Raw genomic sequence first — 22,653 nt, forward strand, 5'->3', positions numbered from 1 at the left:
AAATCTGATCTGCGCCCAATCTACCGGTGGCCCATCACGCCTGCAGCTTGAAGGCCTCCTTGTAGCTGAGGCGTCCACCCGTCTGCATGACGCTGCGGCTGTAGAGGCGCGTCGCGACCCGAGTGATGGCGATCGCAGCGACACCCGCGATGACGAGCGCGACGAGCGGCTCCCACCAGGCTGCATCGCCGGTGATGACGCGCGCGGGCATCGCCACCGTCGAGACGACCGGCACGAACGAGGCCACCTTGAGGGCCGTTCCGGTGAGCATCATGCCGAGCATGAGCACGACGACGACGAGCATTGTCACCGGCTGGGCGGTCGTTTGGACGTCCTCGCTGCGTGACGCGAGCGCGCCGGCCACCGCGAACATGCAGGCGACGACGAGGAAGCCCGCGAGGAAGAACACGACGAACCACCCCGAGGCACTCGCCACGGTGCCGATGAGCGTGCTCCACCGTGTCTGCGACAGCCCGATGAGCGCTACGCCGACGAGCAGCGTCACCTGGGCCAACGCGAGGACGGCGTTGCCGATGACCTTACCGGCGAGCAGGTGCTTGAGCGGCACCGCGCTGGCCAGGATTTCGACGATGCGTGACTGCTTCTCCTCGACGACGCTCTGCGCGATCGGCATGCCGAAGATGAAGGCGACGAAGTAGAACAGGAACGCGAAGACGAAGGTGACGAGCTTACCCAGCCCGGCGTTGACGGATCCGGGGTCGAGCCGTTCGTCCGTCACGTTCGCTCCGCTCGAGAGCTTGGCGAGATCGACGCCCTGAGCCTTCGCGTTCGCGGCGAGCGTCTGCTCCGCGGCGGCGCTCGTGACGAACTTCTTCACGTCGGCGTCGACGTCCTTGTCACCGACGAGCGTCCAGCCGCCGGAGGTGGGCAGGAGCGCCAGATCGGCACGACCGCTCTTGACCGCGTCGCGGGCGTCGGCGGGCGACGACGCGGAGACGCTCGTGTACTCGACCTTGTCGTGGTCGGCCTTCGCCGCCTTCTCGGCGGCGTCGACGAGTGAGCTTCCCGACAGCCCGGCCGCGTTCTTCTGCGTCACGACGGCGATGGACGACGTAGGCGTCTTGCCCGAGAGCCAGATCTGGACGCCGAACGTGCCTGCGACGAGCAGGAGCGTCACGACGAGCGACATGAGGAAGTTCTTGTCCCGCGCCTTCACGGACAGTTCGCGCAGGGCGACGATCTGCCAGGCGGGGCGGGTCTGGGTTTCTGCGGCGGCGTTCATTCCTCAGGCCACCTCTCGGTAGATGTCGGCGAGTTGGGGCACGATCTCGTGGAACTCGCGCACTCGGCCGCGCTCCATGGCGCTGCGCAGGAGCTCGTCGGCGGCTGCGTCGCCGTTCGTGTGCGGCAGTTCGAGCAGGGCAACCGGTCCGTCGATGTCGACGACGCTGATGCCGAGCGAGTCGGCCACGTCGCGCAGCCAGCCGGCGTCGGTGTCGAGGACGAGGCGGTGGCGGATGCGTCCGCGGCGGCGCAGGTCCTCCGCCCGCCCTTCGGCCACGACCTCACCGCGGGCCAGGATGACGAGGCCGTCGCACAGCCGCTCGACGAGGTCGAGCTGGTGGCTGCTGAACAACACCGGCACGCCACGCGCCGTGTACTCGCGCAGGAGATCGGCCATCGCGTCGACGGCCTGCGGGTCGAGGCCGCTGAACGGCTCGTCGAGGATGAGCGCCGACGGTTCCGCGATGACGGCGGCCGCGATCTGCACGCGCTGCTGGTTGCCCAGCGAGAGCGATTCGAGCTTGTCCTTCGAACGGTCGGCGAGACCGAAGCGCTCGAGGAGGTCGAGGCCGCGCGTGCGCGCCGCCGACGCCGTCACGCCGCGCAGCTGAGCGAGGTAGACGAGCTGGTCGATGAGCGGCTGCTTGGGGTAGAGGCCGCGCTCCTCCGGCATGTAGCCGATGGCCCGACGCTCAGCCGACGTGATGGGCCGGCCCTCCCACAGCACGTCGCCCGCGCTCGGCTCGAGTACGCCCATGATCATGCGCATCGTCGTCGTCTTGCCCGCGCCGTTGCCGCCGACGAAGCCGGTCATCCGAGCGTCCGGCACGCTGAACGACACCTCGCGCACGGCGACCTTGTCACCGAATGCGCGGGTCAAGCCTCTTGCTTCGAACATCCTTCTCGTGACCTCCCGGCTCGTGTGCGTTCCCCGTGGTGGAGCTACGAGAACCATCCTGACCAGCAGCGCGTATGAACGCCTCCGCCGCAGGGATGAACTTCAGGTGTCGGAGCGCTCCCCCGCGCGGACGAGTCCGGTCTCGTACGCGGCGACGACGGCCTGGACGCGGTCGCGCAGGCCTAGCTTCATGAGGACGTTCGACACGTGGGTCTTGACGGTGGCTTCCCCGACGAAAAGGTGCTCTGCAATCTCCGCGTTGGAGCAGCCCCGGCCGAGCAGGCCGAGAACGTCGCGTTCGCGCGGGGTGAGCGCGGCGAGGCGCTCGTCTGCCTCCTGCGGGGTGGAGGCGGAGGCAGCGGCGCGACGTTCGATGACGCGCCGGGTCACCTCCGGCGCAAGGAGGGCGTGGCCGTGGCCCACCGTGCGCACGGCGTCGGCGAGTTCGTCGGCCTCGGCGTTCTTGAGCAGGAAGCCGCTCGCGCCGGCGTCGAGCGCGCTGAAGAGGTAGTCGTCGCGATCGAAGGTCGTGAGGATGACGACGCGGCCCAGGCCCTCCTCGACGAAGCGGCGCGTGGCCTCGATGCCGTCCATGACGGGCATCTGTACATCCATGAGCGTGACGTCGGGGTGCAGCTCGCGCGCGACCGCGAGCGCCTCCTCACCGTTCGCGGCGGTGGCGACGACGTCGAGGTCGTCCTCCACCGACAGGATGAGGGAGAACCCGCCGCTCACCATCCGCTGGTCGTCGACGATGAGGACCCTGAGCGATTCGGTCACGGCGTCTCCTTGTTCCTGGTCGAGGCGGCGAGAGGCAGGCGCACGCGCACACGGTATCCACCGGTGAGGCGCGGGCCGATCTCGGCCGTACCGCGGTGTGCGGTGACGCGCTCGCGCATGCCGAGCAGGCCCAGCCCGCTGCCGGACGTACCCGCGCGGGGGCGGCCGTCGTCGAGCACCTCGACCTCGACGTAGCGGCCGTTGCCCTCGCCACCCGCGCGCAGCGTGACGGTGGCTGCCGTGGCCGTCGAGTGACGCTGGACGTTGGCGAGCGCCTCCTGCACGGTGCGGTAGATGCTGTGCCCGACGTTGGCGGGCACGTCGACGTCGACGAGGTCGTCGAGGCGCACGTCGAAGGTGGGGGTGCGTACGCCCGCCACGAGGGCGGCGACGTCGTTCAGGCCCGGTTCGGGTGCGCGTGCGGCGCCGTTCGTGGGCTCGCCCGAGCCGTTCGCAGTGTGTTGTCCGTCGGCGCGCAGAGTGCCGAGCAGGGCGCGCATCTGCGTGACGGCCTCACGCGACGAGGCCTCGACGTTGCTCAGCGAGTCCGTCGCGCGCTCAGGGTCTTTCACCATCACCTTGCGGGCCGCTGCGGCCTGGATGCCGATGGCCGCTACGTGGTGGGCGACGACGTCGTGCAGTTCGCGTGCGATGCGCAGCCGCTCCTCGACGACGGCCTGCTCGGTGAGTTGGCCGGCCTGACGGGTGATCGTCTGGGCCTGCTGGTGGGCGAACGCGCGGGCACGGGCGCCACGCCACGAGTTTGCCCCGGCCCCGACCGCCGTCGCGAAGTAGAGCACGTTGATCATCAGCCCCTGCAGGACGGCTGCGGCCGTCGCGCCGAACCACGGGTCGCGCGCCTTGGCGGGCTGGGCGTTGTAGGAGTCGAGGAGGTCATCGTTCATCGCCGCCACGGACCACTGCACGCTCAGCCAGCCGAACATGAACAGCACGAGGCCCGCTGCCGCGAGGGTGACCAGCTTGCGGTCGGGCGCCCAGGCGAGCGCGGTGAAGATGGCGAAGAAGTACACGCCCTGCATGGCGATGGACGACATCACCGGCACCTGCGTCAGCCCCATGACGAACATGTGCGCGGCCGTGACGAGCATGACGGTGACGGGGAAACGTCGGCGCAGCACGAGCGGGCCGGCTCCGATGGCGGCGCTCAGATACAGCGCCCAACGCGGCCACAGGGAATCGGCCGAGAAGCCGAGTGCGCGCCACACCTCGAGACCCAGCAGCGCGCCGAGGAAGAACAGAATGGCGATGAGAACATCTCGCCTCAGCCAGGCGTCAGGTCGCCTGCGCACCCATTCGTCGTCGAGGCCGAAGAACTGTTTCACCCGACCGAGGGTAGAGCGCAGTCGCCGGGCGCACCTCCCTCAAGCGGCGGAGATGCTCGCACGGGGCTAGGCCACCCCTGGGGTCGGGTGACAGACGACGTACCTCCTGATTAGCTGAGTGGGTGTCCTACTCGCGGCGGCGCCTGAGCGTAAGCCGCACGCGGGCAGACAATTTCGGCAATCATGGCCGGGGCGGCACTCCCACGTGTGGGCCAGCCGTCCACTGCCTTGCACGAGACTCGATGTGGAGGAACTGACATGACGGTAGCGACTGACGCTGTCTTCGAGATGCCGGACGACGGCGACAACGAGGGCGGGCGCCCGAGCGAGCGCGACAAGCGCAACATCACAGACCCGGAGGCGGGCGGCGAAGCAGACCGCGTCGACGAGGACAACGTGCCCCAGTCCGGCCTCGACAAGGACCGCCTCCAGGGCGAGTGACGGCACCAACCCACCCCGCCGGAACACACGAAAAGGACATCACCCATGAGCCACACCCCCGAAGAACTCGAAGCTGCGCGCGAGGCCGCCCAGGCCGCCGTCGACACCGCGACGTCGTGGGACTACAGCGCTGGCGACGCCAAGATCGACAGCAAGCTGCGGGAGGGCCTCGATGCAGCGGGCGTCACCATCGACGATGACGAGTTCGAGCGCATCGTCCGCGAGATCGACGCGCTCACCGGTGACGAGGACGCGGGCACGCCCCAGGTGAGCGCCGCTCGCCCGACGACCGGCGCCTGAGCGCTCCCCGATCGGGCGGCCGCCGGCTGCGCGGGCGCGCTTGCGAGCCATCGCGACGAAGCGTCGCAAGTGCGCCCCTGCAGCGTCCTCGTGACGCGCTCACCGGCGGCCGCCCGACTGCCTGCCCTTGATGTGCCCGCGCTGGCCGGGCACGGGCACGCCAAAAACCACGCACACCAGAAGAATGCGCACCGAACAAGGGAGATCCCATGGGTATCGACAAGCTCACCGACGCGTTCTCGAACGACGAGGACCACGACGAGGGCGGCGAAGACGCCCGCAACGAGGCTCGCGCGATCGACGAGGGCTCGCCCGAGCGCGAGATCGTCAGCGACGACCCCGGCACGCCCACCGAAACCACCGACTGACGGCGCGGCCTAGATCGACGCGAGCGACACGACGAGGTTGAGCGTCGTCGCGACGACGCCGACGCCCAACACGTAGCTCAACAGCGTGTGGGCGAGCACGAGGCGGCGCATCTGGCGGTTCTTCAGCGTGGTGTCGGAGACCTGGTACGTCATGCCGAGGTCGAACGCGACGTAGGCGAAGTCGTAGTAATCGGGCTCGCCGCCCTCGAAGTCGATGCCTCGCCCGCCCGGCTCGTCGCCGTAATACAGACGCGCGTAGCGGGTCATGTACGTGAGGTGCACGAGGAACCACGACGCGACGACGCTGCCCGCGCCGAGCAGCGCTTCCGGGGTGCCCGAACTCTTGTGCTGCCCCGCCGCGAGCAACAGGCCCACCCCGGCGAGGCTCGCCACGGTTCCACCGATGACGGTCGCCTCGGACAGCGCCACGCTCGGATCTTCCTCGCGCGCGTGCTCGGCGGCCTCGTGCTCGTTCATGGGTCGAACGGTGAGCCACGTCCACAGCCCGTAGATCGTGGTCGCCGCTGTCCAACCCGCTATGACGTGGAAGGCCAGGCTGCGCTCGAGGTACGTCATCGAGGCCAGGGCGACGAGGGCACCCAGTGCCATGCATGCGGCAAGTCGGACGCCGATGCGCTGCGTCAGCGCGCGACGATTGTCTGAAGCCATGGCGGAACGTTATCGCTCGCGCGGGGCGGACGCCGTCGGTCGGCCGTGCACGGACGATGTGAGGTACGGCCCGAGATGTGAGCTGCGCCGGTCACAGACCGGGCCAGAGCTCACACCGTCCGGCCTGCAGCTGCCTCGGGTCAGATGCGCGCGGCAGCCTCACGGTGCAAGCCCGCGAGTACGTCGAGCTGCTGATCGGCGCGTCGGAGCAGTTCTTCGAGTTGCACCGCGTCGAGACGCGGTTCGTTCTCGGCATGGGTGAGCAATGTGAGCCAGCACCGCTTCTTGCCTTCGACGCCGAGGCTGAGGGCCTCGAGCTCGACCAGATCGCTGAGCGGCGAGCGACCCTTCAGCGCCCCGTTCGGCTTGAAGCGGCCGAGGTATTCGCCGATGCGCGCGGCTGCCTGCTGCACCCGCGCCTCGCGCACCCCGAACCTGTTGGCGATGTCGCGCAGGGCCTGACGATCCTCGGTGACCTCACGGGCGAGTGTCGCGAGTTGCTCACGCGCGCGAACGTCGGAGTGGGAGGAGGCGGCGCGGTCGAAGAGGTCGCGGCCCCCGGTCGAGCCCACCCAGTGATGCTGAAGGTAGATCTGCAGAAATTGGTCGTCGCGCGGCAAGGGTCCTCCAAGGTCGTCGGGTTCGTTCCCGACGCTACGGGCTGGCGACCTCCCCGCGGACCACCTCCCGGGGCGGGGGCGCCGACGAGCACACTTCGCGAACACGTGAGTTCGCGACAAGCGTTCGTGCCCGGCGGACAACAACCGGAACATTTACAGGTGGTCACCTGTGCACTCCAAGCTCATCGTCGACAGTTGGCGCGAAGCATCCTTTGTGGCGGGAAAGAACCCGGTCGGAGCGCGTATTACCCACGAGACCACCACAGCGATAGCCCGGTCACTCGACAAGAAGGCAGCTACCGGAATGCCGAGCCTTGGACAGCTCACGGATTGCGATGACACGCGAAACCTCGTGACGGTGCCCGTCCTCACCGACCACTGGCGACGCTGGGCCGACAGATGGCGAGGCACCGCTTTCGTCCAGGTTCAGGGCTTCGTCACGCCGCTGGGTGGGCAGCGGCGTTACCCGGAAGATGCTCCGCACTGAAGCCGGCACGAATCGACGCGGTCAGGGTGGCGTAGGCCGGGGGGGCTGAATCAACGGGGTGCGCAAAGAACGCGCGAGTGCCCGCACCGTCCTCATGACGATGCGGGCACTCGCGCGCGGATCGGCGCGTCAGGCAACCAAGTCAGGCGATGACGGGCAGCACCTCGAGGCCACCCATGTACTTGCGCAGAGCCTCGGGAACGCGGACGGAGCCGTCGGCCTGCTGGTGCGTCTCGAGGATGGCGACGAGCCAGCGCGTCGTCGCGAGCGTGCCGTTGAGGGTGGCGACGGAGCGGGTGGCGCCGTCGGTGCGCTCACGGATGTTGAGGCGGCGCGCCTGGAAGGTAGTGCAGTTCGACGTCGACGTCAGTTCGCGGTAGGTGCCCTGCGTGGGAACCCAGGCCTCGCAGTCGAACTTGCGCGCGGCGCTCGTGCCGAGGTCGCCGGCGGCCGTGTCGATGACGCGGTAGGAGAGTTCGCACTTGGCGAGCATCTCCTCTTCCCAGGCGAGCATCTTGGCGTGCTCGGCCTCGGCGTCCTCGACCTTGCAGTAGGTGAACATCTCGACCTTGTTGAATTGGTGCACGCGAATGATGCCGCGCGTGTCCTTGCCGTACGAGCCGGCCTCGCGGCGGTAGCAGCTCGACCATCCGGCGTAGCGCACGGGCGCGGCGACGTCGATGATCTCGTTCGCGTGGTAGCCGGCGAGGGCCACCTCGGAGGTGCCGACGAGGTAGAGGTCGTCCTCCTCCTGCACGCGGTAGATCTCGGCGTCGTGCTTGACGTCGAAGCCGGTGCCCTGCATGGTCTCGGGGCGCACGAGCGTCGGCGTGATCATGGGCGTGAAGTCGTTCGCGATGGCCTGGTCGAGTGCCATCTGCAGCAGCGCCAGCTCGAGGCGAGCGCCGACGCCCTTGAGGAAGTAGAAGCGCGAGCCCGACACCTTCGTGCCGCGCTCCATGTCGATGGCGCCGACCTTCTCGCCGATCTCGAGGTGATCCTTCGGCTCGAAGTCGAACTGCACCGGCTCACCGACCGTCTTGACCGTGACGAAGTCGTCCTCGCCACCGGCGGGCACGCCGTCGAGGACGACGTTCGGCACGGCGCGGATCAGCTCGTCGAACTTCGCACCGGCCTCGTCGGCGGTGGCCTCGAGCTCCTTGACGCGGGTGCTCAGCGCGGTGGCGTCCTCGCGGGCCTTGTCGGCGTCGGCCTGCAGACGCGCGACCTCGGCGTCGTCACCCGACTTCTTCGCCTTGTTGAGCGCGCCCATCGCGGCACCGACGCTCTTGGAGACCTGCTTCTGCTCGGCACGCACCTTCTCGAACTCGCCGAGGGACGAACGACGCGTCGAGTCGAGTTCGAGAATCTGGTCGACGACGCTCTCGTCGGCGCCGCGAGCCCGCTGGCTCGCGCGGACGGCGTCAGGGTTTTCGCGCAGAAGCTTGATGTCGATCACGAGGTAAGGCTATCGGGTAGGGGCAACCGGGTTGCCCGGAGACGCCCCGACGAGCGCAGAACCCGCCTAAGGGGAGAGCGTTGAACAACTCGTACCGTCCCAACGCACTCGTCACGGGCCTGTGAGGCCCTCCATTCATGGCCTCGACCACACGCGCGAGTCCTCCGCAAACCAGTCCGCAGCATCCAGCAGCATCTCGGCGGCCGGTTCGTTCGGCATGCGCTCACGTGGCGCATCGACGCGTCGGCCGTTCACGAGAAGGTGGACCAAGGTAGACGTCACCAATGCATCGACTCGGATGCCCGCGCGCTCCACTGTCACGGTCGCTTCGGTCGCGCTCGCGGTAACACCTCGCAGCAGGAGAAGGTTCCGCAGATGGGCCGCAGCCGCCTCATCGCTGATGCCCTGGTCAACCGCAAACCGTTCGACGAATCGCTCCACTTCAGTTGCCGGATACCACTCGACGTCCTCCGGCAATCTCGCGTCGTACAGTTCCGACCACGCGCCGGCGAAGCCCGGGCCCCAGCTCACGTTGGGCTCGCGCCCGGGTATCGGCCAGAGATACACGTACGCCAAGCCGAACTCTCCGCACCGTTCCCGCGACCGCCGGACAGCATCACAGAGTCGGCGCATAAGTCCGCGTCGCGGCTGGATGAGCAGGACGGTGACTTCCGTGTCCGCTAGGTCGCCGGAACGCACCCGCCCGGCGAAGAGCGTTTCGCCCCGATTCACCTTGTCGCGCGCCGGTCGACCCTCGCCGCACCGAATCACCCACCCGAAGGCAAGGCGATCGAGCAGATCATCGAACGACCGCAGCTGCATCTCCTCGCGAGAACCGCCCGGGTCCACCACCACCTCATCGCCTTCGGGGGCGACAAGCGCGTGAACGTCGCGTCCTGGCCGCGAAAGGAAGACCTCGTCGAAGGTGCCCGCCACCGCGTATTCGATCTCGACCTGCCATCCGCGAGCCTGCCACCGCTCGACGGATGCCACGCTGCTATCCCTCGATGCCACGTCGGCACCTTATCGATGAGGCACCGACGCGACCTCGTTTCGGTCGGCTCACGGGGGCCATTCCCACAGCGGCCTGGTCCAGGTGATGCGCTGCGTCGGATCGTTCGAGTCCAAGAGTGTGCAGATCAGTCGGAAACGGGCGTAGTCGTGGTCGATCTCCCAACTGACCATCGACGGCGAATCGACCGTCGGCGCGCTCGTCATGCACCGGTCGAGCTCGCGGTGACCCTGCCGCGAGGCCTCGACGAGAAGCGGTGCTGCGAGAACCATCAGCGTCAGGATGACGAAGACAACACGGCGAGGGTTCACGCCCTGACCTTAGGGCGCCTCACGACGGGAGCAGAACCCGCGACGGGCGCGGATTGTGGCGACGGGAGCGCTGCAACACTCCCATCGGCACTGCTCAACCGGCGAGATACTCGTCCAGGGCTCGACGCAGGATGTCACTGGCACTCGTGTGCTCTCGACGCGCCCGCGCGCGGACAGCATCGATGCGCTCAGGGTCCAGCCGTACTGTCACGGTTTCGGCCGGACGCTTCCCCACGGTGCGCGGACGCCCGACCGGAGCCACCCGAGCCTTGGAAAATCCCGCCTCGGCGTCAGCGACGAGGGCCTCGATCGTTTCCTCTGTGATCGGCTGCCCATTCACCGTGCCCCATGAGCCACCGTCGGGTCGGGTTGCCGTGTCGAACTTCTCGTTCATCGCTTTCTCCCCTCTAGTAAGTCGAGCGTGGCCTTGCGTACCGGCATCGCGTGAATGATGAGCGTCCGCTTCTGGTCGAACACCAAGGCGACGACCTCCACGGGCCGCCCTTTCGTGTCGACTCCGATGCGTAGATACCGCTCGGGCTGATCGTCTTCAAGGCGAGCTTGTCGTGCGAAACCAGTCATCCACGCCTGCGTCACGTCCTCGGCGGACAATCCGTGCTTGAAGGCCGAGGGATGGAGTGTGACGGCGTCATCCACAACAATATTGTGTCACGAAACTCGCCCGAGAGACAGAGCCCGCGACGGGCGCCGAAGACGGGGCCCGCAACGCTCCCATCGAGGGTGTTTCGCTCCCACAGCGAGGCATGCTCACGTCGGCAACCAACCGTCGCCCGGCGCCGACGCTCGCTGACCGATACAGTCGTGAGGTGCCGAACTCCTCACCCTCGCAGGGCGCCCGCAAGCGCGCCGGCATCGTCGTCAACCCCACCAAGGTCGACGACCAGGACAAGTTGCGCCGCGAGTGCACCAAGGCCGCCAACGAGGCCGGCTGGGACGAACCGCTCTGGCTCGAGACGACGCTCGAGGATCCCGGCGTCGGCCAGGCTCATCAGGCCGTCAGCGCGGGCTGCGACATCGTTTTCGCCGCGGGCGGCGACGGCACGGTCCGTCTGGTCGGCTCCGCGCTCACCGGCACGGACATCCCGCTCGGCCTCATGCCGCAGGGCACGGGCAACCTCCTCGCGCGCAACCTCGGCGTCTCCGTCGACGGCTCGGCCGCGCAGAACTTCGCACGCTCCCTCGTCGGTCACGACACGCGCATCGACGTCGGCCGCGTGCACGCCACGTTCGACGACGGCTCGGCCAAGAACGACACCTTCCTCATCATGGCCGGGTTCGGTCTCGACGGCGACATCATGGATTCGACGAGCGAAGGCCTCAAGAAGCGCGTCGGCTGGATGGCCTATCCCATCGCCGGCATGAAGTACTTCACCGAGCGCCCCGAGCGCATGCTCGCCAGCTTCGACGACGGCGCCCCGCGCACGAAGAAGACGACGACGCTGCTCGTCGGCAACTTCGGCCGCCTCACCGGCGGGGTCAAGCTCATGCCCGACGCCACGGGCAACGACGGATGGTTCGATGCCGTCTGGCTTTCGGCCGACGGCCCGCTGCAGTGGGGCGCGCTGACGCGCCAGATCCTCACCAAGTCGCGCCGCAACACGAACCGCGTGGAGCGGGTGCGTGCGCGCCGCGTCGAGGCCCGCGCCATGGGCCGCGAGCGCGCCGTCGAGCTCGACGGAGACGTCATCGGTCAGGCCCGCGACGTCAGCATGTGGATCGACTCCGACGCACTCGTCGTGCGCATCGCCGACCCGAAGGACTCCAAGCTCTCCGACCTGCGCAGCCGCCTGCCCGGGCCGTTCGGCCAGGACTTCAAGGGCCTGCCCGCGAAGGCGAAGAAGTCGAGCACGTAGTCGGGTGAACCTCAGGCCGCGAGCGAGCTGACGATCGGCACACCCGGGCGGTAGGCGATGTGCAGGTAGCTCGGGGCGTCGAGCATCGCCAAATCGGCGCGCGCACCGACGCGGATGACGCCGACGTCGTCGCGCCGCAGCGCTGCAGCGCCCCCGGCCGTCGCAGCCCAGAGCGCCTCCGCGGGCGTCATGCCCATCTCGCGCACGGCGAGCGCGATCATGAACGGCATCGAGTTGGAGAAGCACGTGCCGGGGTTGCAGTCGGTCGCGAGCGCCACCTCGACCCCGGCGTCGAGCAGGTCGCGCCCACTCGGGAACGGCTGACGGGTGGAGAACTCGACACCCGGCAAGAGGGTCGCAACGGTCGATGAACCGGCCAGTGCCGCAACGTCCTCCGTCGACAAGAACGTGCAGTGGTCGACGCTGGCCGCGTCGAACTCGACGGCCAGCTGCACACCGGGTCCCTCCCCGAGCTGCCCCGCGTGAAGGCGCGGCATGAGGCCCGCAGCCACGCCGGCAGCAAGGATCTCGCGCGTCTCGTCGCCGTCGAACGCGTGCGCGCTGTGCGGTTCGCAGAACACGTCGATCCAACGCGCGAGGGGCGCGCACGCTTCGAGCATCGCGCCGGTGACGAGGTCGACGTACTCGCGCCGATCCGTGTCGCTCGGCACGACGTGGGCGCCGAGGTAGGTCACTTCGTCGGTGAACTCCCCCGCGATGCGCAGCGCCCGCGCCTCGTCGTCGACCGACAGCCCGTAGCCCGACTTGATCTCCACGAGCCCGGTGCCCTGCGCCCGTGCTTGCTCTACGCGGGCGGCGACCAGTTCGCGCAGACGCTCGTCGGACGCCTGGCGTGTGGGGCGCACCGTGTTCGCAATGCCGCCGCCGTCGTAGGCCTCCCCCGTCATGCGCGCGGCGAACTCGGCCGAGCGGTCGCCGTCGAAGACGAGGTGGTTGTGCGAGTCGACGAACGCGGGGATGACGGTGGCCCCCTCCATGTCGAGGCAGCGGTCGGCGTCCGGGGCGTCGGAGGCAGCGCCCACCCACGCGATGTGTTCACCGTCGATGACGAGCGCGGCGTCACGCAGGAGCGCGATGCGCTCCTCTCCCCGAAGCGCCGCGCCACCCCCGTTCCGCGCGGGATCGTTCGTGACGAGTTCCCCGATGTTCGTGACGAGCGTCGTGCTCATGCGTCCTCCCAGAGTGTGGTGATGGCTTCGGTGAGCAGGGCCCCGACGTCACCGAGGCGGTGACGACCTGCTGTGACGACGTGGGCGCCGTCCGCGACGACGTCCGTGATGTCCTCGGCGGTGGCCGCGAGCAGCACCTGCTCGGGCAGGCACCCGGCGGTGCGGCGCGAATCGAGGCGCACGGCAACGACGTCCGCGCGCATTCCGACCTCGAGGCGTCCGGCGTCCGGCCACCCGATCGTGTCGTGACGCGTGGCCGCGTCGAGCAACTCCTCGGGGCTGAAGCGGCCGCGGTCGTTCGTCACGAGGCGCTCGTGCATCTCGAGCGCGCGGGCGTCCTCGAACGTGTCGACGACCGCGTGCTGGTCGCTGCCGAGGCTGACGCGCACCCCGGCGTCGGCGAGTGCGCGAGCGGGACCGATGCCGTCGGCGAGGTCACGCTCGGTCGTCGGGCAGAAGCACGCGACGGCGTTCGCGGCGGCGAGCAGCGCGATGTCGTCATCGCTCAGGTGCGTGGCGTGGACGGCCGAGAACCGGGAGGTCAACGCGCCTGCGTCGTCCAGAAGCGCCACCGGCGAGCGGCCGTAGAACGCCTCGCACGCCTCGTTCTCCGCGGGCTGCTCCGACAGGTGCGCGTGCACGGGCTGACCGTCACTCGCGGCGAGCACCTCACCGATCTCGTCACGGGCGACGGCCCGGACGGAGTGGACGGCAGCGCCGATCCGCGTCGTTTCGTCGTCGGCGAGCAGGGCGTGTCGCGCGGCCCAGGCGGCCGCGGAACCGTCGCTGAAGCGCTGCTGGTCGTCGCCCAGCGGCGCGTGACCGTCGGCGGTGAGCCCGCCGTGGAGGTAACAGGTGTCGAGGAGCGTGAGGCGGATCCCGGCCTCCCGGGCGGCCTCGCGGAGTGCTTCGCCCATCGCGTTCGGGTCGTCGTACGCCGCGCCGCCGGGGCGATGGTGGACGTAGTGGAACTCGCCCACGCTCGTCATGCCGGCCATGACCATCTCGGCGAAGACGGCGCGCGCGAGCGTGCGGTAGTTCTCCGGCGTGAGGCGCCTCGAGACGGCGTACATGCGCTCGCGCCACGTCCAGAAGGTGCCGCCGTCGCCGTGGGTACGTCCGCGCAGCGCGCGGTGGAACGCGTGCGAGTGACAGTTCGCGAAACCGGGCAGGACAACCCCACCCAACGAGACGTCACCGTCGCCACGCTGGACGCCGGGTTCGATTGCGCTCCAGCGCCCTTCGAATTCCGTCAGGCGAACGTTGTACGCCACACCCTCCGGCAGGAGCGCGTGTTCGGCCCAGTAGGTCGTCATCCGGCGAGGTCCTCCAGAACGCGGACGAGGGCCTCCACGCCGCGCACACAGTCGTCGGTCTCGGCGAACTCCTCGGGCGAGTGCGATGTGCCGGTCGGGTTGCGCACGAACAGCATCGCCGTGGGCACGCCGTGGTTGGCGAGGATGCCTGCGTCGTGGCCGGCGCCCGTGCCGAGCAAGGGCACGCCGCCGAGCGTCGCGTCGAGCTGCTCGACCAGGCCTGCGTCGAAGGGCGTCGTCGGCGTCCACGACTCGGCGCGCCAGGACCCCCCAAGTGCCCTGGCGCGCTCCTCGAGCTCGTCGACGACGGCCCGCACGTCCTCCTCCCGGGAGCCTCGTGCGTCCACCCACGCCGTGACGTGCGACGCGATGGCATTGATGCCGCCGGGCACCACGTCGAGCTTGCCGACGGTCGCGACGACGCGGTCGCCGCCCTCGCCCGAGCGGTCACGCGAGGCCGCCGCGCCCCGCGTCGCCTCGATGAACTGCGCCGCCTTGAGCAGTGCGTCGTCGCGGTTGCCGAGGGCCGTCGTGCCGGCGTGGTCGGCGCGTCCGGGCAGGTCGGCGCGGAAACGGCCGTGCGGCCAGATGTCGGTGCCGATGGCGACCGGGGCGTCGTCGAGGTCGATGAGCGCGCGGCCCTGTTCGACGTGCAGTTCGACGAAGGTGCCGACGCGCGCGAGGGTCTCGTCGTCGCGCCCGAGCGTGCCCGGGTCGCGCCCGGCGCGCTGCCACGCCTCGGCCATCGTGACGCCGTCGGCGTCGGTGAGCGAGCGGGCGCGGTCGGCGTCGAGCGCACCGGTGATGATGCGCGAACCGGCGCAGGCGACGCCGAAGCGAGCGCCTTCCTCGTCGACGAAGTTGACGACCCCGATCGGCTTGCGCGGAGCGAATCCTCTCTCCTGCAACGCCTTCACGGCCAGGAGCGAGGAGACGACACCGAGCGGCCCGTCGAACGCGCCGCCGTCGGGCACCGAGTCGAGGTGCGAGCCGGTGACGACGCCCTCGCCGGGCGCGTCGTCCGGGTTGCCCCACCACGCCCACTGGTTGCCGGCGCGATCTTCGGTGACGTCGAGCCCCAGCGCGGCGCACTCGCCGACGAACCACTCGCGCAGTGTCGCGTCCTCACGCGTCCACGCGAAGCGCCGGTAGCCGCCGGAGCCGCCGTCACGGCCCACGGGGTGCAGGTCGTTCCACAGCGACTCGAATCGGCGGGTCTCGCTCACGTCAGTACCTCGCACTCGCTCAGTTGCCGGCCTTGGGCGCCGTGCGCTCGGCGGCGGCTCGCGTGGCGGCAGCCTGCGCGGCATCGGCGCCGTCGGCGTCACGAACGGTGGGCGTCATCGGAATGCGCGCGCCACGCTCGTCGGCGACCTCGACGGCGCGGGAGTACCCGGCGTCGACGTGGCGGAAGACGCCCATGGCGGGGTCGTTCGTCAGCAGCGCGGTGAGCTTCGCGGCCGCGAGGTCGGTGCCGTCCGCGACGCCGACCTGGCCGGCGTGGATCGAGCGGCCGATACCTACGCCGCCGCCGTGGTGCAGCGACACCCACGTGGCGCCCGAACTCGTGGCGGTGAGGGCATTGAGCAGCGGCCAGTCGGCGATGGCGTCGGAGCCGTCGAGCATGCCCTCGGTCTCGCGGTACGGCGAGGCGACGGAGCCGGAGTCGAGGTGGTCGCGGCCGATGACGATGGGTGCGGAGACCTTGCCCTCGGCGACGAGTCGGTTGAACAGCTGCCCGGCCTTGTGACGCTCGCCGTAGCCGAGCCAACAGATGCGCGCGGGCAGGCCCTCGAACTCGACGAGCTCACCGGCGGCGTCGAGCCAGCGGTGCAGGTGCTCGTTCTCGGGGAACAGTTCCTTGAGCGCGGCGTCGGTGACGGCGATGTCCTGCGGGTCGCCTGAGAGCGCCGCCCAGCGGAACGGGCCGAGGCCCTCGCAGAAGAGCGGGCGGATGTAGGCGGGCACGAAGCCCGGGAACTCGAAGGCGCGCGTGTAACCAGCGGTGCGGGCCTCGTCGCGGATGGAGTTGCCGTAGTCGAAGACCTCGGCGCCCTCGTCCTGGAACTCGACCATGGCCTGCACGTGGGCCGCCATCGACTCGCGCGACTTCTTCGTGAAGCCCACCGGGTCGCCCTCGGCCTCGCGCTGCCACTCGTCGACGGCGACCTCCGACGGCAGGTAGCTCAGCGGGTCGTGCGCCGATGTCTGGTCGGTAACGACGTCGATCGTGATGTCGCCTGCGCGGTGGCGCGCGAGCATCTGCGGGAAGACGTCGGCGGCGTTGCCGACGATGCCGATGGAGACGCCGCGCTTCTCGGCCTTCGCGGCGTTGGCGCGGGCGATGGCGTCGTCGAGGTCGTCGGCGATCTCGGTGAGGTAGCGCTTGGCGACGCGGCGCTCGAGGCGCGTGCGGTCGACGTCGGCGATGAGGCACACGCCGTCGTTGAGCGTGACGGCGAGGGGCTGCGCCCCGCCCATGCCGCCGCAGCCGCCCGTCAGCGTGATGGTGCCGGCGAGCGTCCCACCGAATCGCTTGCGGGCGACGGCGGCGAACGTCTCGTAGGTGCCCTGGAGGATGCCCTGCGTCGCGATGTAGATCCACGAACCGGCCGTCATCTGGCCGTACATCATGAGGCCCTCGGCCTCGAGGCGGCGGAACTCGGGCCACGTGGCCCAGTCCGGCACGAGGTGGGAGTTGGCGATGAGCACGCGCGGCGCCCACTCGTTCGTCGTCACGACACCGACGGGCTTGCCCGACTGCACGAGGAGCGTCTCGTTCGGCTCGAGGTCCTTGAGCGTCTCGACGATGGCGTCGAACGCCTCCCAGGAGCGGGCTGCGCGGCCGGTGCCGCCGTAGACGACGAGGTCGTCGGGGCGCTCGGCGACCTCGGGGTCGAGGTTGTTCATGAGCATGCGCAGCGGGGCTTCGGTCTGCCAGCACTTCGCGTTGAGTTCGGTTCCGCGCGGTGCGCGGACGGGGCGGGCGCCCTCCATGGCGGTCTCCTTCGGTTCGTGCTGGGGGTCAGTTGAAGTCGCCGGCTGCGCGCGTGGCGGCGGCGAGGACGTCGCCGTCGGCGACACGGGCGACGACGGATTCGATCTCGGGCGACAGGTAGCGGTCGGGGCCGGGGCGGCCCGCGCCGTCGAGCGTTTCGATGACGGCGGCGCCGACCGGGCCCGGCGTGAGCGGGGCGCGCATCTGGATGCCGCGCGTGGCGGTGAGCAGTTCGATGGCGAGCACGCGCTTCAGGCCGTCGACGGAGCGGCGCAGCTTACGCGCACCGGCCCAGCCCATGGAGACGTGGTCTTCCTGCATGGCGCTGCTGGGGATCGAGTCGGCGCTGGCCGGGTTCGCGAGGCGCTTGAGTTCGCTGACGATGCCCGCCGCCGTGTACTGGGCGATCATGAGGCCCGAGTCGGTGCCGGGGTCGTCGGCGAGGAACGGCGGGAGGCCGTTGTTGCGGGCGCGGTCGAGGAAGCGATCGGTGCGGCGTTCGCTCATCGAGGCGACGTCGGCGATGACGATGGCGAGGAAGTCGAGCGCGTACGCGACGGGGGCGCCGTGGAAGTTGCCGTTCGACTCGACGCGGCCGTCGAGCGTGACGACGGGGTTGTCGACGGCGGCGGCGAGCTCACGCTCGGCGACGGTGGTGACGTAGTCGAGGGTGTCGCGGGCGGCGCCGATGACCTGCGGCGAGCAGCGCAGCGAGTACGCGTCCTGCACGCGGGTGCAGGCGTGCGGGTCACGGTGCGAATCGCGGATGCCGCTGGCGTCGAGCACCTTGCGCAGGTTGGCGGCCGACTTGGCCTGGCCCGGGTGGGGACGCAGCTTCTGCAGGTCGTCGGCGAACACGTCGTCGGTGCCGAGCAGGCCCTCGACCGAGAGGCCCGCGGCGATGTCGGCGGTCGACAGGAGCATCCGCAGGTCGGCGATGGCGAGGCACAGGGTGCCGAGCATGCCGTCGGTGCCGTTGATGAGGGCCAGGCCCTCCTTCTCCTGCAGGACGACCGGCTCGATGCCCGCGGCCTTGAGCGCGTCGGCGGCGTGGACGACGTCGCCGTCGGCGGTGGCCACCTCACCGTCGCCCATGAGCGCGAGCGCGCAGTGCGCGAGCGGCGCGAGGTCGCCGGAGCAGCCGAGGGAGCCGTACTCGCGCACGAGCGGCGTGATGCCGGCGTTGAGCATCGCGATGTACGCGTCGAGGGTTTCGGGGCGGATGCCGGTGCGGCCGGTGGCGAGGGTGGAGATGCGCAGCAACATGAGGGCGCGCACGATCTCGCGCTCGACGGGTTCGCCGGAGCCCGCGGCGTGGGAGGCGACGAGGCTGCGCTGGAGCTTCTGCCGCTTCTCGGGCGGGATGCTCGTGTTCGCGAGCGCGCCGAAGCCCGTCGAGATGCCGTAGTGCGGGATGGTGTCGCTCGCGAGGGCGTCGATGATAGCGCGGGAATTCGCGACTTCGGCGACGGAGTCGGCGCTCAGCTCGATGGTGGCGCCGTGGCGGGCGACGGCGACGACGTCGTCGATCGTGAGTGGGCCGACGCCGACGGTGACGCTGCCGGTGGGCTGTGCTGCAGAAGTCATGCGCCCATTGCATCGTGCGAGCCCGGGCGCGGCGTGACACGGGCGACGCGAACTGTCCCAGGATTGAGACAGTTGCCCTCGAATGGCTACCGTTGGTGCGTGAGTTCTGCCCCTGCCGCCGCCCAGGTCATTGCCCTGTTGCAGCTGCTCGCGGGGCGACCGTCGCCGCAGCCTGCCGCGACGTTGGCGCGCGAGTTGGGGCTTCCACGGTCGACCACGTACCGGCTGCTCGGGGTGCTCAAGGACGCGGGGTTCGTCACGCACTCGGAGGAGACGCGGCGCTGGGGGCTGGGCATCGCGGCGTACGAGTTGGGCTCGGCCTACTCGCGGCAGCAGCCGTTGCAGCGCATGGCCCGCGCGGTGATGACGCGCCTGGCGGAGAGCACGGGGCAGGCAGCGCACCTCGGGGTGCTGCACGGCTCGGACGTGCTGTACGTCATCGAGGAGCGGCCGCTCGGGATTTCACCGCTCGTGACGGACGTCGGCGTGCGCCTGCCTGCGAACGTGACGGCGAGCGGGATGGCGATGCTCGCGCACCTGCAGGCCGCGCAGGTGCGGGCGCTGTTCCCCTCCGGCGCGGGGCTCGTGCAGCGCAACTCCGGGGCGGATCAGCCGGAGACGGTGGCGGGCCTGCGTTCGGAGCTCGCGCAGGTGCGTCAGCGCGGGTACGCGCGGGAGGTCGGGCGCGTGACGCCGGGCTTCCAGACGGTGGCAGCGGCAGCCCTCGACCTCAACGGCCTGCCTGCCGCGAGCCTCGCCGTCACGTGGCCTCAGGACGCGGGCGACCGCGAGACCGAGTACGCCACAGTGGTCAAGGATGCCGCTACAGAACTGACGTCTCGTCTGGCTGGATGAGGCAGCGGGGTCTCGGCATTGGCGGCTGTGCCCGCTGACCCGCACCTTCGGGTGGCACATGCCACGACCCATTGGCGTGGTCACGACGGCCTGTGACGATCGAACGTGGGCGCCGATGAGGTCGGTGACTGCCGCTGACCACTGCGCACCCGCCGTCACCCGATGGTCTTGGGCTGGGCCGCCCGGCCCCGTCCTGACACCCCGCCCGCTCTCACAGCATCGGAGATGCAACCATGAACGACCGACCGATCGCTCTCGTCGTGGGAGCCTCCCGAGGCTTGGGACTGCTCGTCGCCGCCGACCTCGCGAAGCGCGGGCACCAGGTCGTGCTCGCTGCCCGCTCTCAGGAAACGCTCGACGCGGCGGCCCGCTGGATCACCCGCCAAGGGGTACCAGAAACGTTCGTCCACACGGCCGTGATGGACGCCTCCGATGCGCGCAGTGTTGCCGACGCGGTCGAAGACGTCGAGACCACCGTCGGCCCGGTCGACGTGGCAATCCATGTGGCAGGCATCATCGAGGTGGGCCCGGCCGAGAACACGACGCGTGGGCACATGGAACACGCGATGAACATCATGGCGTGGGGGCCCGTCAACCTCGCGGACGCCGTGGTCGCGCGTATGCGCGAGCGGCAACGCGGCCGCTTCGCAGTCGTCACCTCGATCGGCGGCATGCTGAGCGCGCCACACCTGCTGGCCTACTCGACGGCCAAGTTCGCCGCGGTCGGTTTCACGGAGGGCTTGGCGGCCTCGCTCGCCGGCAGCGGCGTCACGGCCAGCGTCGTCGCGCCGGGTCTGATGCGCACCGGTTCGCACGCCGCCGCCGAGTTCTATGGTGACCGTCAGCGCGAGTACGCCTGGTTCGCGCCCGCCGCATCGCTGCCCCTCGTGAGCATGGATGCCCAACGCGCCGCGCACGCCATCGTCGGCGGGGTCCTCGCCGGCAAGCCCTACGTCATCCTCACCCCCGCGGCAAAGGTGGGCGCGCGCGTCCACGGCCTCGCGCCGGGGCTGACGACCCGCCTCCTCGGCGTCGTCAACAGGTTGCTTCCCGGCCCGGTGGACGGGGCCACGAAGCCGATACCGGGTGCCGAACTCGCGCCGTCCGCCGGGCAACTCGTCAAGGTGCTGACCTCACTCGGCGACCGATCCCGCCGGCGCAACCTGGAGCCGTGAAGCGGCCACCCCACCGGAGGTAGTGACACCCGACGGCGCCTCGTTAGCTTTGCAAGAGAGCAACGTAACGCCCCGACGGAGGTTCGCCCCCGCCGAGACAGCGATAGAAGGTCCGACATGTCCGAGATCACGCAAGAACAAGTCGTCGAGATCATGCGCGGTGAGCGCTTCGTCATGATGACCTCGATCGCCGACGACGGAACGCTGCACAGCCACCCGATGACCCCGAAGCAGGTCACCGAAGACGCCGACGTCTGGTTCTTCATCGGTCTTCAGGGCGAGCAGGCTCAGGCGCTGCGCACCCAGCCGGAGGTCAACCTCGCCTTCGCCGAAACCGGCTCCTGGCTCTCCGTCGCTGGTCGCATCGAGTTCGTTGACGACAGGCGGAAGGTTGAGCAGCTGTGGGACGACGGCGTGGCGGCGTGGTTCGACGGCGGCAAGGAGGACCCGGACCTGGGCGTCATCCGTTTCGTCAGCGACTCGGCCCAGTTCTGGGGGCAGCCCGGCGGCAAGGTCTCAGCGCTCGCGAGTATCATGAAGGCCCGCGTCACCGGTGAGCGCCCGTCCGCCATCAGCGCGACGACCGAGATGTAGATCCGGACGAGCACGCGTCAGAGCTATCGCTCGCCGAATGCTCGGGTGTCGGCCGGGTGCGCGTGGCCCCCGGCCGACGGCTCGTTCGAACCGAGCACTCCGACGCTGACGGCACTTGCCGTCACACCTCGAACCGCGAAAGGTGCTATGAGACGTCCGCCCAGCTTTCGCATCACACGGAGTTCGGCCCAGGCTCGGTCGGCCGTGTGGGACGCACTGTGGGATCTCGAGATTCACTCACGCGTGATCCCGTTCACCACCGTGACCCTCGTGCCCACCGAAGTCGGACACGAGAGCGGCCTGCGAGAAGGGTCACGGTTCGACGCCCGCACGCACCTCGGGCCCCTGACGATCGACGACGTCATGCGCGTCGACCGCTGGGATCCGCCGGCGGAGGCTCGAATCGTGAAGGTCGGGCGAGTGTTCGGTGGCACAATCACCGTGCGCCTGAGTGACGTCGATGGCGGGAGCCGTCTCGACTGGCATCAGACGTACAGCGTTCACGGGCTGCCCGACATCGTCGCGTGGTTGGCGGTGCCTCTCGTTCGTGCCGGATACGTGAGAACTCTGAGCCGCATCATCGGATCTCAGGAACCGGCTGGGTGAGCGCGGCCGCTACCGGCATCGCTCACACTATCTCCCACTCGGCGACGGGGCCGGGAATCAGCGTGAACATCGGATGCGGCCGCGGCGCGCTCGCGGCCAAGTGCGCGCGGAACCACGGCGGGTCTCGCTGCTCGACCTTTCGGCACAGATGGGCCCACTCGTAATCGAGTTGCCCTTGCGCGAGCGTCAGCGATACGGAGGGCTCGAGGGGCCTCAAAAGCTTGTCCGAACGAAACGTGTAGCCACGTCGATCCGCTTCCTCAGCGAGTCGCCAAAGATACGACGTGATGGCGCGGATCGGGTCGTCGGTGGCACGAAACCTCAGCAGCTGCGGGTGGTTCCTGTACCCCGTGGTCTCTCCGGCGAGAACCTTCTGCGCGAGCAGCCCCTCACGCCATCCCGCCACGAGAGCGCGTCTGTCCAGCTGGGCAGGGTGAAGGCTCCATATGCGCATACCCTGAATTTACCGACACTCCTAAGCCGTCGACATTCGGCTCCGAAGGGAAAATCGTGAACTCTACCGCC

At 69.5% G+C, this 22,653-nt stretch carries 26 protein-coding genes; 9 read left to right on the plus strand and 17 right to left on the minus strand.

All coding sequences use genetic code 11. From position 1 onward, the window contains the following. Window positions 1-34: 34 nt before the first annotated feature. The 4 genes from AA983_RS03080 to AA983_RS03095 form a co-directional block, all read right to left on the minus strand. The gene (locus AA983_RS03080; RefSeq protein ID WP_047310680.1) at window positions 35-1,243 is read right to left on the minus strand and encodes an ABC transporter permease; all 1,209 of its coding nucleotides are present in this window, start codon (window positions 1,241-1,243) and stop codon (window positions 35-37) included. 3 nt (window positions 1,244-1,246) lie between these two features. Next, window positions 1,247-2,143, minus strand: a complete 897-nt coding sequence (locus AA983_RS03085; protein WP_047310681.1) for an ABC transporter ATP-binding protein — start codon at window positions 2,141-2,143, stop codon at window positions 1,247-1,249. 102 nt (window positions 2,144-2,245) lie between these two features. Beyond that, window positions 2,246-2,923, minus strand: a complete 678-nt coding sequence (locus tag AA983_RS03090; protein WP_082128655.1) for a response regulator transcription factor — start codon at window positions 2,921-2,923, stop codon at window positions 2,246-2,248. Next, window positions 2,920-4,266 (minus strand): sensor histidine kinase, encoded by a 1,347-nt coding sequence (locus tag AA983_RS03095; RefSeq protein ID WP_052946816.1) that lies wholly within the window; start codon window positions 4,264-4,266, stop codon window positions 2,920-2,922. Before AA983_RS03095 ends, AA983_RS03090 begins: the two co-directional genes overlap by 4 nt. Window positions 4,267-4,524: 258 nt before the next feature. Between AA983_RS03095 and AA983_RS03100 the strand changes: the two genes are divergently transcribed. The 3 genes from AA983_RS03100 (at window position 4,525) to AA983_RS15370 (ending at window position 5,375) form a co-directional block, all read left to right on the plus strand. Then, entirely contained in the window at window positions 4,525-4,707 is a 183-nt protein-coding gene (locus tag AA983_RS03100; RefSeq protein ID WP_047310683.1) for a hypothetical protein, read from the plus strand. Window positions 4,708-4,752: 45 nt separating this feature from the next. Then, a complete protein-coding gene (locus AA983_RS03105; protein WP_047310684.1) occupies window positions 4,753-5,007 on the plus strand; it encodes a hypothetical protein in 255 nt (84 codons plus the stop codon). A gap of 209 nt (window positions 5,008-5,216) precedes the next feature. Then, window positions 5,217-5,375 carry a hypothetical protein gene (locus tag AA983_RS15370; protein ID WP_156170135.1) on the plus strand — a complete coding sequence of 53 codons (159 nt, stop codon included), beginning with the start codon at window positions 5,217-5,219 and terminating at the stop codon, window positions 5,373-5,375. 9 nt (window positions 5,376-5,384) lie between these two features. On the opposite strand, the gene AA983_RS03110 is transcribed toward AA983_RS15370, so the two are convergent. Next, window positions 5,385-6,044 carry a DUF1345 domain-containing protein gene (locus AA983_RS03110; RefSeq protein ID WP_047310685.1) on the minus strand — a complete coding sequence of 220 codons (660 nt, stop codon included), beginning with the start codon at window positions 6,042-6,044 and terminating at the stop codon, window positions 5,385-5,387. A 140-nt stretch (window positions 6,045-6,184) separates the two neighbouring features. Then, on the minus strand, window positions 6,185-6,664 hold the full coding sequence (locus AA983_RS03115) for a hypothetical protein (RefSeq protein WP_047310686.1): 480 nt from the start codon (window positions 6,662-6,664) through the stop codon (window positions 6,185-6,187). A gap of 169 nt (window positions 6,665-6,833) precedes the next feature. On the opposite strand from AA983_RS03115, the gene AA983_RS15375 reads away from it, so the two are divergent. Beyond that, window positions 6,834-7,151: a hypothetical protein gene (locus AA983_RS15375; RefSeq protein ID WP_156170137.1), complete on the plus strand. Its 318-nt coding sequence runs from the start codon at window positions 6,834-6,836 to the stop codon at window positions 7,149-7,151. A 142-nt stretch (window positions 7,152-7,293) separates the two neighbouring features. Here the strand turns inward: AA983_RS15375 and serS are convergent, their stop codons facing one another. From serS to AA983_RS03140, 5 genes are all read right to left on the minus strand, one after another. Beyond that, window positions 7,294-8,610 (minus strand): serine--tRNA ligase, encoded by a 1,317-nt coding sequence (gene serS / locus AA983_RS03120; protein WP_047310687.1) that lies wholly within the window; start codon window positions 8,608-8,610, stop codon window positions 7,294-7,296. A 135-nt stretch (window positions 8,611-8,745) separates the two neighbouring features. Beyond that, the gene (locus tag AA983_RS03125) at window positions 8,746-9,603 is read right to left on the minus strand and encodes a hypothetical protein (RefSeq protein ID WP_047310688.1); all 858 of its coding nucleotides are present in this window, start codon (window positions 9,601-9,603) and stop codon (window positions 8,746-8,748) included. A 69-nt stretch (window positions 9,604-9,672) separates the two neighbouring features. Beyond that, window positions 9,673-9,933, minus strand: a complete 261-nt coding sequence (locus AA983_RS03130; protein WP_047310689.1) for a hypothetical protein — start codon at window positions 9,931-9,933, stop codon at window positions 9,673-9,675. Window positions 9,934-10,027: 94 nt separating this feature from the next. Beyond that, complete coding sequence (locus AA983_RS03135) at window positions 10,028-10,327, minus strand: ribbon-helix-helix protein, CopG family (RefSeq protein ID WP_052946817.1); 300 nt, start codon at window positions 10,325-10,327, stop codon at window positions 10,028-10,030. Then, window positions 10,324-10,590: a hypothetical protein gene (locus AA983_RS03140; RefSeq protein WP_047310690.1), complete on the minus strand. Its 267-nt coding sequence runs from the start codon at window positions 10,588-10,590 to the stop codon at window positions 10,324-10,326. The genes AA983_RS03135 and AA983_RS03140 overlap by 4 nt, the downstream gene beginning before the upstream one ends. A gap of 170 nt (window positions 10,591-10,760) precedes the next feature. Between AA983_RS03140 and AA983_RS03145 the strand changes: the two genes are divergently transcribed. Then, window positions 10,761-11,807, plus strand: a complete 1,047-nt coding sequence (locus AA983_RS03145) for a diacylglycerol kinase family protein (RefSeq protein ID WP_197078927.1) — start codon at window positions 10,761-10,763, stop codon at window positions 11,805-11,807. Window positions 11,808-11,818: 11 nt separating this feature from the next. Here AA983_RS03145 and hutI read toward each other — a convergent pair whose 3' ends face one another. Genes hutI through hutH form a run of 5 tightly spaced genes read right to left on the minus strand, consistent with a single transcriptional unit; the run spans window position 11,819 to window position 18,898 of the window. Next, window positions 11,819-12,997, minus strand: a complete 1,179-nt coding sequence (hutI, locus tag AA983_RS03150; protein ID WP_047310691.1) for an imidazolonepropionase — start codon at window positions 12,995-12,997, stop codon at window positions 11,819-11,821. Continuing rightward, entirely contained in the window at window positions 12,994-14,313 is a 1,320-nt protein-coding gene (locus AA983_RS03155) for a formimidoylglutamate deiminase (protein WP_047310692.1), read from the minus strand. Before AA983_RS03155 ends, hutI begins: the two co-directional genes overlap by 4 nt. After that, window positions 14,310-15,539 carry an allantoate amidohydrolase gene (locus tag AA983_RS03160; protein ID WP_231579507.1) on the minus strand — a complete coding sequence of 410 codons (1,230 nt, stop codon included), beginning with the start codon at window positions 15,537-15,539 and terminating at the stop codon, window positions 14,310-14,312. The genes AA983_RS03155 and AA983_RS03160 overlap by 4 nt, the downstream gene beginning before the upstream one ends. A 19-nt stretch (window positions 15,540-15,558) precedes the next feature. After that, window positions 15,559-17,310, minus strand: a complete 1,752-nt coding sequence (gene hutU / locus AA983_RS03165; protein WP_047311172.1) for a urocanate hydratase — start codon at window positions 17,308-17,310, stop codon at window positions 15,559-15,561. Window positions 17,311-17,338: 28 nt separating this feature from the next. Continuing rightward, window positions 17,339-18,898, minus strand: coding sequence for a histidine ammonia-lyase (gene hutH / locus AA983_RS03170; RefSeq protein ID WP_047310694.1), 1,560 nt, complete (start codon window positions 18,896-18,898; stop codon window positions 17,339-17,341). 99 nt (window positions 18,899-18,997) lie between these two features. On the opposite strand from hutH, the gene AA983_RS03175 reads away from it, so the two are divergent. The 4 genes from AA983_RS03175 (at window position 18,998) to AA983_RS15605 (ending at window position 22,128) form a co-directional block, all read left to right on the plus strand. After that, on the plus strand, window positions 18,998-19,753 hold the full coding sequence (locus tag AA983_RS03175) for an IclR family transcriptional regulator (RefSeq protein WP_047310695.1): 756 nt from the start codon (window positions 18,998-19,000) through the stop codon (window positions 19,751-19,753). A gap of 233 nt (window positions 19,754-19,986) precedes the next feature. Continuing rightward, window positions 19,987-20,928 (plus strand): SDR family oxidoreductase, encoded by a 942-nt coding sequence (locus AA983_RS03180; protein ID WP_047310696.1) that lies wholly within the window; start codon window positions 19,987-19,989, stop codon window positions 20,926-20,928. 117 nt (window positions 20,929-21,045) lie between these two features. Next, window positions 21,046-21,522 (plus strand): pyridoxamine 5'-phosphate oxidase family protein, encoded by a 477-nt coding sequence (locus tag AA983_RS03185; RefSeq protein ID WP_047310697.1) that lies wholly within the window; start codon window positions 21,046-21,048, stop codon window positions 21,520-21,522. A 270-nt stretch (window positions 21,523-21,792) separates the two neighbouring features. Next, the gene (locus AA983_RS15605) at window positions 21,793-22,128 is read left to right on the plus strand and encodes a hypothetical protein (protein WP_187036339.1); all 336 of its coding nucleotides are present in this window, start codon (window positions 21,793-21,795) and stop codon (window positions 22,126-22,128) included. 22 nt (window positions 22,129-22,150) lie between these two features. On the opposite strand, the gene AA983_RS03200 is transcribed toward AA983_RS15605, so the two are convergent. After that, a complete protein-coding gene (locus AA983_RS03200) occupies window positions 22,151-22,582 on the minus strand; it encodes a pyrimidine dimer DNA glycosylase/endonuclease V (protein WP_047310698.1) in 432 nt (143 codons plus the stop codon). Window positions 22,583-22,653 lie beyond the last annotated feature (71 nt).

The organism is Dermacoccus sp. PE3, assembly GCF_001021715.1.
Lineage (GTDB): Bacteria > Actinomycetota > Actinomycetes > Actinomycetales > Dermatophilaceae > Dermacoccus > Dermacoccus abyssi.